Source organism: Streptomyces sp. HM190, from assembly GCF_009857135.1.
In the GTDB taxonomy this organism is placed as follows: domain Bacteria; phylum Actinomycetota; class Actinomycetes; order Streptomycetales; family Streptomycetaceae; genus Streptomyces; species Streptomyces heilongjiangensis.
The window spans coordinates 5,166,196-5,177,524 of sequence record NZ_CP047318.1 but is presented as its reverse complement, the minus strand read 5'-3'; the positions used below and the strand labels follow the sequence as shown (position 1 = coordinate 5,177,524).

The window sequence follows — 11,329 nt, the reverse complement described above, 5'->3', positions numbered from 1 at the left end:
CGTTCCCTCACTCGGGTCGGGCAGAAGGAGAAACGGCGGACAGGAGGTCGAAGGAGACCGGCGACGCGGGAAACACCGGTTTCCCGCCGGTTCCCGTGTACGACGCCGCGGAGGGCGACGCCGTCGGTTGCGCCGCGGCCTCCACCGTACGCACATCGTCGACCCGCCATGGCTCGCCCTTCCCCGAACGCACCAGCTTCAGATACACCGTGGCCTGTGGACCGGTCCCCGTCCAGCCGTCCCGGCCGTGCGCCTCGCCGTCGACGAACACGGCGCGGTACGCCTCGGTCGCGGTGTCGGAGGGCGCGTCGCCGTCGTCGTCGAACTCCACCTCGACGGTCGTCCACGCCCGGTGCGCCGCCCAGGAGTTCCAGCTCTCGCCCGCGCCGCTCGCGGAGCGGTACGCCCGCTCCGCCCTCCGCTTGTCCGGGGTGAGCCAGCGCGCGGTGCGCAGGAGCGCGTCGTGCGGGCTCATGTCGTACTTGGTGTCGTAGCCGTACGCGACCTCGGCCCACGCCCTGGAGACGGAGGTGGCGTCCAGGTCGTCGACGCCGGACGGACTCGGCACGCGCGCGTCGTCGCCCAGCGGTCTGCCGGACGGCAGCGGGGCCTTGGGGGCGACCGACGGTCCGGCCGAGGCGCCGGGGCCGCCGCCGACCGTCTCGCGGTGGTCCTGCAGACCGCACGCGGTGAGGACCGCCGTGCCGGTCACGGTGGCGAGCACCACCGCCCCCGCCCGGCGGAGCCCGCCGGACGCGCGGCGCCCGCCCGCTCCCGTGCGGGCGCCGGGCCCCCGGCGCCCGTCGTTCCTCCTGACCATCGTCGTCCCCCTCCTCACCTCGGTGTCCTTCCCCGTCGTCATCGTCCGTGCCGTCCCTACAGGCCCAGCCAGGGCGCCGGATCCACGTACGTGCCGTTGCGCATCACCTCGAAGTGGAGGTGGGCGCCCGTCGAGTAGCCGGTGGAGCCGACCGGCCCCACGCGCTGCCCGACCTTGACGTGGTCGCCGGCCTTGACGCTGAGCCCCGCGAGCATGTGGTTGTACGTGGTGGAGATCTGGTCGCCGTCGATGGTCCCGTGGGAGATGACGACGCGGTTGCCGTATCCGTTGGTCCAGCCGGCGAAGGTGACCACTCCGTCGCGGGCGGCCAGCACCGGGGTGCCCGCCGCCACACCGAAGTCGGTACCGGTGTGCAGCTTGCGGACGCCGAGCGTGGGGTGCATCCGCCAACCGTACGGGGAGGTCACGGGCGGGTTGCCGGCCAGCGGCATCGCCATCTGCCTGCCCGGTGGGAGCTTGCCCGGCGGGTCGTCCACCGACTCGTACTTGGCGATCAGGGACTTGATGCGGACGACGTAGTCCTGGGTCTCCTTGTAGGGCGGGATGCCGCCGTACTGCTCGACCGCGCCGGGGCCCGCGTTGTACGCGGCGAGCGTCAGGTCGAGGGTGTCGCCGGCGGCCCGGCCGCGGTCCTTGTAGCCCTGGACCTGCTTGGCAAGCGCGCAGTCGTAGCGGCCCTGCGCCATGATCGCGTCACCGGGGTCGTACGGGGAGGTCCGGCCGTTGCCGTCGTCGTCGCGGCCCCAGGTCCGCCAGGTGCCCGGCATGAACTGGCTCAGGCCCTCGGCGCCCACGGGGGACCGGGCGTTGGGGTTCCAGCCCGACTCCGCCTCGATCTGCGCGGCGATCACGGCCGGCTTGATGATGTCGCACATCGAGCCCGCCTTGAGCACCCACGGCACGTACTCCGCGGGGACCTGTCCGTTCTTGAGGCCGCCGCCGACGCCGCCCTGTTCCTCGGCGTCGGCCTGGCCTCCCCCGCTCACCGCGACCATCATGACCACGGGCATCAGCACGGCCGCGACGGAACCGCCGACGACCCAGCCCGTGGTGGACCCACCCCCGTTGGACATCTGCTCCCCTCAGCGCCGCAGTCCAGTCATGTTCCTGCCAGTCCAGGCCGGCCAGTCGAGTCTCTCCGCTCCCCCGCGCTCCCCGCGTCACCAGCACGTCACAGGCTCGTAGCAGGAACTCACGCCCCAATTCCCAAGCGCCTGAACCCGGGTGAAGATCGGGGGTGAGCACCGCGACGGGACTGCGGACCGCCGACCGCCGACCGCCGACCGCCGACCGCCGACCGCCCGACGGTCCGGCGCGACAGGCCGAGCGGTCGGAACCGCCGACGGCCCGACGCGCCGTCAGACGGTGCCGACTCGGCGGTGCGGCACGCCCGTCGGCGGTGCGGTGGGCCGGTCGGCGGGCCGGTGGTGCCGTCGGGTCGGGGAGACTTCGGTGGTCGGCTGTGGAAGCGGGGGAGAGTGGTGATGCGGTGATGCAGGGGAATGCAGGGCGGGCGGCGGCCGGGCCGGAGATCTGGCTGCGGGGTCCCGTCGGGGAGGCGGAGGCGCCGCCGCAGGAGCCGGAGCCACTGGCGACCGCCGGAGCACGGCGGTTCTCCTGGGTCGCCACGCACGGCGGCGCCGGGTCCACCACCCTCGCCGCGGTCTTCGGCGGTCACGACGCGGGCCGCAACTGGCCCCGGCCGGACCACGGTGAGCCCGGATCCGTGCTGCTGGTGGGCCGGACGCACGCCGCCGGACTCGACGCGGTCTCGCACACCCTCGACATCTTCCGGCGGGGCGACGCGCCGCCGGGACTCGACCTCGACGCGATCGTGCTGGTCGCGGACGCGCCCGGACGGCTGCCGCGGCAGCTCGTGCAGCGCGTCAAGGTGATCGGTTCGGTCGTCGGCGTCCACCGGGTTCCCTGGGTGCCCGCCTGGCGCACCGGCGATCTCACCGGCCCGCCGCCGCGGGAGAGCGCGGCGCTGGCCCGTCTGACCGGGAGGACCCCATGAGCCACACCGTGTACGCCGCGGCCACCACCGTGGCCGGGCCGCCGGGGGCGGTCACCTACGAGCTGAACTACGTGCTGAACATCCTCGCCTGGCTGGTGACGGCGGCCGGGGTGTGCGGGCTGCTGCTCGTCGGCTCCCGGATGGCCGTCTCGCTCCGGTCCGGGGAGGGCGACGAGCACCTCACCCAGTTCGCGATGGTGATGGGCGCCTGCGTCATCGGCGCGACGGCGGGGCCGATCGTGGACTTCGTGATGTGACGGACTGTGACCGAGCGCGGGTGACGGCCCGTCGGTTCCGGGGGAACCGACGGGCCGTCACCGTATCCGCACACCCGCCCCCCCCATTTCGCACACCGGTACGACACACTCCGCTTCTCCGCAGGTCCGGGACTTACTGACGGCACGTCACTGTTGCGGACATGACGAACAGTTCCCGTCTGTCACGACCACGTCACCGCCCGGTGCTGGATCACTACATCGCTTGGCCCAGGGTCACAGGAGTCGCCAAGCTCACAGGGCGACCGGGAACCCGGGCAGCTGACACCGGCCCCGGCAGCGCCCCAAGCACCCATCCGCTCAAGTGAGTTGACGTCGACCGCCCTGCCGCGGCCGGCCGAAACGGGGAGAAACCACATGCTGAACGCGATAGCCACCAAGGCGCAGCAGGCCGTCTACCTGGCGGACGGGAGCGTCCCGAACCCCAACCGCGACGCCCCCGGCGCCCTCACCGGCAAGGTCGACACCGTGCTCGGCATCGTCGCCTGGGCCGGTACCGCGGCGGGCGTCGCGGGCGTGCTGATCACCGGCGCGATGATGGCGATCTCGATGCGCCGCGGTGAGGGCTCGGAGCACATGGGCCGCCTCGGCATGGTCCTCGGCGGCTGTGTCCTCGTCGCCGCCGCCGGCCCGCTCGTGAACTTCGTCTTCGCGTAGTCCGTCAACCGGCGAGTCGAAAGGGGGAGCGACGATGCTGAATTCCGGCCGGGCCCGAGGGGGCAGCGGGGAGTGGGAGCAGCCGTTCTGGCAGCAGCGGGGCTGGATCCTGTCGGCCGGGTTCCTGGGGGTGCTGGTCCTCCTCGCGGCGCTGTTCGCGGTCACCGGCAACGGCGCCGGGGAGTCGTCCGGCGCGTCCGGCGACCCGAGCCCCGCGCCGACCTCGACCTCGGACCGGCGGTCCGGGCCGGACTCCGGTGACGACGGCCCGCAGGACCGCCCGGCCGGCTGCCGTACCGACGACAGCGTGCAGGCCCGGCCCACGAAGGCGCCGCGCGACTTCCACTGGAAGGCCAACGGCACCGGCCTGGTCCCGGTGTCGAGGACGGCGGGACCGCTGAAGTACGACGGGCCGGTCTGGTCCTGCTTCGCCCGCACCCCGATGGGTGCCGTCATGGCCGTCCACTCCATCACCGACCACCTCAGCTACGACGGCTGGCGCGAGGTCGTCGAACGGCAGGTCGTGCCGGGCGCCGGCCGTGACGCGCTGATCCGGACACGTACCCAGTCGGGTGACAAGTCCACGACGGGATCCCCCGACGCCGGCGGCTACACCGGCTTCACGGTCCTGACGTACAACCGCTCGCAGGCGACCGTGATGGTCCTGGTCAGCGGCATGGGGGGCGGCGGCTACGGCTCCGCCTCGGTGACCGTGCGCTGGCAGGACGGCGACTGGAAGCTCGTCCCCGAGGCAGACGGCACGATCTACGGCGGTGTGGCGCAGGTGAGCGGCACCGACGGCTTCGTCACCTGGGAGGCGTGACATGGGCTGCTCCTGGAAGATCTACGACTGCGTCATCGAAGAGGGCGGCAAGCAGTTCACGGAAGGTGCCGTCGTCGTCTTCGCGAAGGCGATCGGTGACGGTGCCTCGGAGGTCCTCAAGGCCCTCAACGGCGTCTGGCTCGGCATCGACGTCGACCAGCCGGCCGGCAACGTCACCCACGGCAACCCCACGATGGATCCGGGCAGTCCGATCGGCCTGATCACCGCGGAGGTCAACTGGATCGTCGCATACGTGGCGGTGACCTCCCTGCTCATCGCCTCGATCCGGATGGCACTGGACCGCAGGGGCCAGTCGATGAAACAGGCCTTCATGGGGATGTGGAAGGTCATCCTCGTGGGCGCGGCGGCCGTACCGGTGGTCACCGCGCTGATGAGGGCGTCGGACGCGTACGCGGCGGACGTGTACGCGAAGTCCGACCTCGGCGACAACGCCTCCGCGATGCTGGGCGTGCTGACGCTCAGCCAGCCCGGTCTGGTGCTGATCTTCGGTCTGCTGGTGATGCTGTCGAGCTTCGTGCAGATCGTGCTGATGTACATCCGCATCGGCGTGCTGATCATGCTGGTGGGCACGCTGCCGCTGGCCGCCGCCTCCTCGATGACCGGGTGGGGCGAGGGCTGGTGGAAGAAGCACGTCGGCTGGCTCGCTGCCTGGCTGCTGTACAAGCCGGCGGCGGCTTTGATCATCTACTCGGCCACGTCGATGACCAAGGACAAGGAGGACCTGGACGCGGTCATCGCGGGCATGGGCATGCTGATCATGGCGGTGTTCGCGCTGCCCGCCCTGCTCAAGCTGATCGTCCCGGCCACGGCCGCCCTCGGCGGCACCTCGGGCGGCACGGTCACCCTCAACGCCGCCAACAGCATCGCCTCCGGCGCGGTCAGCATCGCGGGCAGCGCCGCCGCGGGCGGTGGAGGCGGAGGCGGCGGAGGCGGAGGTTCGGCCCCGCAAGGCTCGCCCTCCACGGGTGCGGGTGCCTCCGGGGGCGCCGGCGCGGGCGGAGCCGGGGGCGCGGGCGCGGCGGCCGGTACGGCGGCCGCGGGCGCGGCCACGGCGGGCGCGGCCGTCGCGGTCCAGGCAGCCGCGGTCGTCGTGCAGACCGGCATGCAGGCGGCGAGCGAGATCACCAACTCCCTCGGCGACAACGACGGGATGAAGGGCCACAACCAGTAGCCCGCCCGCGGGGACCGCGGGGCCGGCCACGACGGCCCCGCAGGGCGCCCGCCCCTGCTGAGCCCCCCCCCGAACTCGTAGGCACTCGGAACCCACGAACCACAGCCGGAAGAAGGATTCCCCATGTCCACCGACGCCCTCACGCGTCCCACTTACGGAAACTGGCGCCGGCCCCGCCGCCCCGGCCTCGGCCCGTTGGGCCTCCTCGGCACCGTGGTCGCCTTCGGCGGACTCCTCGTCGCACTGCTCGCCTCACTCGTCTCGCTGACGGCGGCGATCGTCGTCCTCGTCCCCGTCGGCCTCTTCCTCGCGCCGCTCGCGCTGCGCACGGTCGACGGCCGCAACGTCTATCAGGTGGTCGCGGTGCGTATCGGTTGGTTCAGGCGCAAGGCGAACGGCTCCCACACCTACGTCTCCGGCCCGCTCTCCCGCCGTACCGGCGGCCGCTACCACCCGCCCGGTCTGCTCGCGCGGACGCGGATGCACGAGGGCCGCGACGCCTACAACCGCTCCTTCGGTGTCCTCCACCACCCCGGCCGCAACCTCTACACCGTGGTGCTGGCGTGCGAGCCGGACGGCGGGTCGCTGGTCGACCCCGAGCAGGTCGACATCTGGGTGGCGTCCTGGGGCGACTGGCTCGCCCGGCTGTCGCACGAGCCGGGCCTGCGCGGCGCCCAGGTCGTCGTCGAGACGGCGCCCGACACCGGGACCCGGCTGGCCGCCGAGGTGCTGCCGCGGATCTCGCCGGACGCGCCGGCCGCCGCCCGCGCGGTGATGGAGGAGGTCGTCGCGCGCTACCCGTCCGCCTCGTCGGAGATGCACACGTACATCGCCCTGACCTACGGCCCCTCCGGCGGTCCCAGGCGGAGCGTCGAGGACGTCATCACCGATCTGTCCATGCGGCTGCCGGGCCTGCTGTCGGGTCTGGTCGCGGCCGGCGGCGGCTCCGCCTACCCGCTGTCCGCCGAGCGGCTCTCGGAGGTCGTCCGGGTGGCGTACGACCCGGCCGTCGCCCCCGACGTGCTGAGCGCCCGCGCCGAGCAGTCCACCACCGGGCTGGAATGGGAGGACGCGGGCCCGGCGGCGGCCGTGGAGTCGGTGCAGTCGTACAAGCACGACTCGGGTGTCTCGCGCACCTGGATGCTGACGCTCGCGCCGCGCGGCACCGTCCGCTCCAGCGTGCTGCGGGGGCTGCTCGAACCGGCCGCCGGGACGCGCCGCAAGCGGGTCTCGCTGATCTACCGGCCGATCGACCCGGCGACATCGGCGCGGATCGTGGAGTCCGACCGCCGCGCCGCGCACTTCATGGCCGGCTCCCGGCGCGGTCTCGTCCAGGCGCGGGCCAGTTCCGAGATGCAGGCGGCCGAGCAGACCGCGGCCGAGGAGGCGGCGGGCGCCGGGCTCGTGGAGTTCTCGCTGATGGTGACGGTCACCGTCGACAGCGAGGAGCAGCTCCCGGACGCGGCGATCACCGTGCGCAACCTCCAGGCGTCCTCGCGCATCCTGATGCGCCCCGCCGACCGTATGCAGGCCTCGGCGTTCACCTGCACGCTCCCCGTCGGCCTGCTGCCGTGGGAGCACACCCTCGTCCCGTACCAGATCCGGGAGGCGCTGTGACCAGGTCCGGCTCGTCCGCCACTCGTCCCGCACGACCGCAGGCGGCGCCCCCGCGCGGCTGGCCCGGCCCCGGCGGCGGGCAGGTCGGGCACGTCGACCCGCCCGCGCTGTGGCGGGCGACCACGGTCCAGGCGTGCGGCCTGTGGCCCTTCGCGGCGGGCTCCGGCGCGCCGATGACGGGGGTGCCGCTCGGGCAGCACCTGCAGACCGGGGCCACGGTCTGCGGGGACCCCATCTCCTGGTTCACCCGCGCCCGGTACATCTCCAACCCGTCGCTGTTCATGCTGGGCATGCCGGGTCTCGGCAAGTCCACGCTGGTCAACCGCATGCTGATCGGCATGTCGGCGACCGGGGTCACCCCGCTGGTGCTGGGCGACCTCAAGCCGGACTACGCCGACACGGTGCGGGCGCTCGGCGGCCAGGTCATCTCCATCGGGCGCGGGGTCGGCGGCATCAACGTCCTCGACCCCGGCGCGATGGGCGAGGCGGCGGCCCGGATCGGCGGCGAACGCGGCCGGATCCTCGCGGCGGAGGCGCACGGCCGGGTGCTGAACATGGTCGCGGCGCTCGTCACCATCGTGCGGGGCCGCCCGATGGACGACCACGAGCAGTCGGTGCTGTCGGCGTGCCTGCACCATCTGACGGAGCGGACGAAGCCGGGTCGGGCGCCGCTGCTGCCCGATCTGCTGAAGGTCCTCGACGAGGGCCCGGACCGGGTCCGCGCGGTGACGCTGGACCGGGGCAACGAGGCCCGCTACCAGGAGGCCGTGGACCCGCTGCACCGGTCGCTGCTGGGCGTGCTGGACGGGCCGCTCGGCGACACGTTCGCCTCCGAGACGTCGACCCGGATCGACCCGGCGTCGCCCGCGGTCTGCGTGGACATCTCCCGGATCGGCGAGGCGGACACCCAGCTCACGGCGGCGGCGATGCTCGCGGCCTGGTCGGACGGGCTGGGCACGGTGGCGGCGGCGCACGCCCTCGCCGACGCGGGCCTCGCCCCCCAGCGCTGGTTCTTCACCGTCCTCGACGAGCTGTGGCGCCCCCTGCGGGCCGCCTCCGGCATCGTCGAACGCATCGACGCGCTGACCCGTCTGAACCGGTCCCTCGGCCTCGGCGACGCGAAGATCACCCACACGCTGAAGGACGCGGAGGCACTCGGCAGCGAGGCCGACCGGGCGAAGGCTCGCGGCTTCGTGGAGCGGGCCGGGATGGTGGTGTGCGCGGGCCTGCCGCGTACGGAGATGCGGGAACTCGGCGAGATCGTCGGCCTGTCGGAACGCGAGATCGAACTCGTGTCGTCCTGGTCGTCCCCGCCGGGCTGGGCCAGCACGGGCGGGAACGAGGAGCCGCCGGGCCGCGGCCGCTTCCTCATCAAGGTGGGCGGACGGCCCGGCATCCCGATCAAGGTGTCGATCACGGACACGGAGCGGGAGCTGCACAACACGAACACGCGGTGGAACCGGCCGACGTTGTCCAAGGGCGCCTCATAGCTCGGGGGTTGCGGGTGCGTCGTGGCTTCTCGCGCCCCTGAGGAGCGACCGGGGCTGCGCCCCGTGCTCTTGCAGGAAGAAGGGCGCGGGGAACCGCGACCAGCCCCCACCCACCCGCACCCGCCGCACCCCCTGCCGCGCGCACCGGAGCGGGGTCGAAGGGGCGGCGCCCCCGACGACGGGACGGGTAGGGGCGGCGGGGGCGAGGAAAGCCACATCGATCGACCGACGGGGGAACCAGGACATGAGTACACGCAAGAAACCGCACAGCACCGCCGACGACCTCCTCCCTTGGGTCGTCCCCGGCGTCGCCCTCCTCGCCGGCACCCTCTTCTTCACCGCCTGGCTCGGCGGCACCCTGGGCGCCGCCCTCACCGGCAACGGCTGGGACCCGCCGCCGTTCACCCTGGACACGATGTCCACCCTCGTGAAGGAGGGCCCGGCCACCGTCTGGCCGTCGACGTCGACCGGCGCGATCACCGCCGGCGTCGGCACCGTGTTCGGCGCGGCCGTCGCCCTCCTCGTCGCCCCGGTCGTGCTGATCCGCCGCCGCGGAGCGAAGCCCTCCGGTCTGGCCGGCCGCAGGGAACTGGCCGGTCTCCTGCCGAAGGGCGCCGCCGCCCGCGCCCGCCGGCTCCGCCCGTCCCTGCCGAGGTCGGGCCGTCTCGACCCGGACGACACGGGCAACCTGCTGGGCAACCTGGACCCCGGCGGCCCGGAGCTGCGCAGCAGCTACGAGGACGTGGAGCTGGACCTGATGGCCCCGCGAGCGGGCAAGTCCACCGGCATCGCCGTGCCGCGCGTCCTGCGCGCCCGCGGCAGTGTCCTGCTGACCTCCAACAAGTCGGACGTCTACAGCGTCACGCGCGCCGAACGCGAACGCGTCGGCACGGTGTGGACGTTCGACCCGCAGGGCATCGCCCACACCCCGCGCGGCCTGTGGTGGGACATGCTCGCCGACGCCGCGACCATCGAGGGCGCCCGCCGCCTCGCCGGTCACTTCGTCGGCGCGGTCAACGACGACGCCTCCAAGCGGGACTTCTGGATCTCCGCGGCCCAGAACACCCTCACGGCCCTGTTCCACGCGGCCAACCGCGGGGGACGGCAGGTCGGGGAGGTGCTGGCGTGGCTGGCGGACCCGGCCGACCGCACCCCCGTCGACCTGCTCCGGGACGCGGGCATGACGGCCCTGGCCGACCAGCTCCAGGGCACCGTGCAGGGCGCGGTGGAGACCCGCGACGGCATCTACGAGACGGCCCGCCAGTGCGTGGCCTGCCTGCTCGACCCGGCGATCGCGGCCTGGGTGAGCCCGGACCCGGATTCGCCGCAGTTCCTGCCCGAACGGCACGTCCTCTCCTCGGACACGCTCTACCTGCTCTCCAAGGACGGCGGCGGCTCGGCGGCCGGTGTGATCGCCGCGTGCGCGGACTCCGTGCTGCGCGCGGGCGTCGTCGCCGCCGAGCGGATGGGCGGCCGCCTCGACCCGCCGATGACGGCCGTGCTGGACGAGGCGGCGAACGTCTGCCGCATCTCCGACCTGCCCGACCTGTACTCGCACTTCGGTTCGCGCGGCATCAACGTCGTTACACTGCTGCAGAGTTACCGGCAGGGCACGCGCGTGTGGGGCGACGCGGGGATGGACGCGCTGTGGGGCGCCGCCACCATCAAGCTGCTCGGCGCGGGCCTCGACGACGCGGACTTCGTGGAGAAGGTCTCCCGCCTGGTCGGCGAGCACGATGTGTCGACGGTGAGCTACTCCCGCAGCAGGGACGGCAGGTCGCGCTCCACGTCGTACCGCCTGGAACGCATCCTGCCCGCCGACCGCATCCGCGCGCTCCCCAAGGGCACGGCACTGCTCCTGGCCACCGGCATCAAGCCCGCCATGGTCCGGCTCCGCCCCTGGTACGCCGAACCGGGCGCCGACCGCATCCAGGCCGCCGCCCAGGCCGAAGTGAAGGCCATCACCGCCCGCGCCGCAGAGAAGGCAGTCCGATGACCACGCCCCAGGAACAACCCGAAGCGCCGCCGTTCATCCTTTACCTGGACGGCGAGGACTACGCCGAGGAGATGCGCAACCTGGCCCTGTGGGTCTCCGACCTCCTCCTGCCCGTCTACGGCCGCGAGGTCACCTCCCAGCAGCCCTGGTGCCCGCGCTGGTGGGAACACCTGGAGGCGGTGGCCCGGCTGCACGGCCTGTGGCTGGCCTGGCAGGAATGCACCGACCCGTCCGCCGGCGCCTCGGGCCCCGCCGTCTGGCACCGGGACCACCTCGGCCCCGTCCTCACCGAACTCCGCTCCCCCATCGGGCCGTTCGCGGGGTGCAAGGAGGGGAGCCATCGGGCGAAGGCGGTGCCGGTGGTCGAGGCGTACGACGGCTGATCTGCACAGCGGACGAGAACGCTGAGAACACGAAAGAC

The 11,329-nt window shown here is 73.2% G+C and carries 11 protein-coding genes; 9 read left to right on the top strand and 2 right to left on the bottom strand.

Annotated features, from left to right (window positions below; translation table 11 throughout):
- Positions 1-7 precede the first annotated feature (7 nt).
- The gene (locus tag GSY65_RS22110) at positions 8-862 is read right to left on the bottom strand and encodes a hypothetical protein (protein WP_236579971.1); all 855 of its coding nucleotides are present in this window, start codon (positions 860-862) and stop codon (positions 8-10) included.
- A gap of 14 nt (positions 863-876) precedes the next feature.
- Entirely contained in the window at positions 877-1,914 is a 1,038-nt protein-coding gene (locus GSY65_RS22105) for a peptidoglycan DD-metalloendopeptidase family protein (protein WP_159771569.1), read from the bottom strand.
- A 419-nt stretch (positions 1,915-2,333) separates the two neighbouring features.
- On the opposite strand from GSY65_RS22105, the gene GSY65_RS22100 reads away from it, so the two are divergent.
- From GSY65_RS22100 to GSY65_RS22060, 9 genes are all read left to right on the top strand, one after another.
- Entirely contained in the window at positions 2,334-2,858 is a 525-nt protein-coding gene (locus GSY65_RS22100) for a DUF6668 family protein (RefSeq protein ID WP_159771566.1), read from the top strand.
- Positions 2,855-3,115: a hypothetical protein gene (locus tag GSY65_RS22095; RefSeq protein ID WP_159771563.1), complete on the top strand. Its 261-nt coding sequence runs from the start codon at positions 2,855-2,857 to the stop codon at positions 3,113-3,115. Before GSY65_RS22100 ends, GSY65_RS22095 begins: the two co-directional genes overlap by 4 nt.
- 375 nt (positions 3,116-3,490) lie before the next feature.
- Positions 3,491-3,790, top strand: a complete 300-nt coding sequence (locus GSY65_RS22090; protein WP_159771560.1) for a hypothetical protein — start codon at positions 3,491-3,493, stop codon at positions 3,788-3,790.
- Positions 3,791-3,824: 34 nt separating this feature from the next.
- Positions 3,825-4,613: a hypothetical protein gene (locus tag GSY65_RS22085; protein WP_159771558.1), complete on the top strand. Its 789-nt coding sequence runs from the start codon at positions 3,825-3,827 to the stop codon at positions 4,611-4,613.
- 1 nt (position 4,614) lies between these two features.
- Positions 4,615-5,805 (top strand): hypothetical protein, encoded by a 1,191-nt coding sequence (locus GSY65_RS22080; RefSeq protein ID WP_159771555.1) that lies wholly within the window; start codon positions 4,615-4,617, stop codon positions 5,803-5,805.
- Positions 5,806-5,928: 123 nt separating this feature from the next.
- Positions 5,929-7,422: an SCO6880 family protein gene (locus GSY65_RS22075; RefSeq protein WP_159771552.1), complete on the top strand. Its 1,494-nt coding sequence runs from the start codon at positions 5,929-5,931 to the stop codon at positions 7,420-7,422.
- Positions 7,419-8,912: an ATP/GTP-binding protein gene (locus tag GSY65_RS22070; RefSeq protein WP_236579968.1), complete on the top strand. Its 1,494-nt coding sequence runs from the start codon at positions 7,419-7,421 to the stop codon at positions 8,910-8,912. Before GSY65_RS22075 ends, GSY65_RS22070 begins: the two co-directional genes overlap by 4 nt.
- Positions 8,913-9,156: 244 nt before the next feature.
- Positions 9,157-10,908 carry a type IV secretory system conjugative DNA transfer family protein gene (locus GSY65_RS22065; protein WP_159771549.1) on the top strand — a complete coding sequence of 584 codons (1,752 nt, stop codon included), beginning with the start codon at positions 9,157-9,159 and terminating at the stop codon, positions 10,906-10,908.
- Positions 10,905-11,291 (top strand): DUF4913 domain-containing protein, encoded by a 387-nt coding sequence (locus GSY65_RS22060; protein WP_159771546.1) that lies wholly within the window; start codon positions 10,905-10,907, stop codon positions 11,289-11,291. The genes GSY65_RS22065 and GSY65_RS22060 overlap by 4 nt, the downstream gene beginning before the upstream one ends.
- The last annotated feature ends 38 nt before the right edge of the window (positions 11,292-11,329 follow it).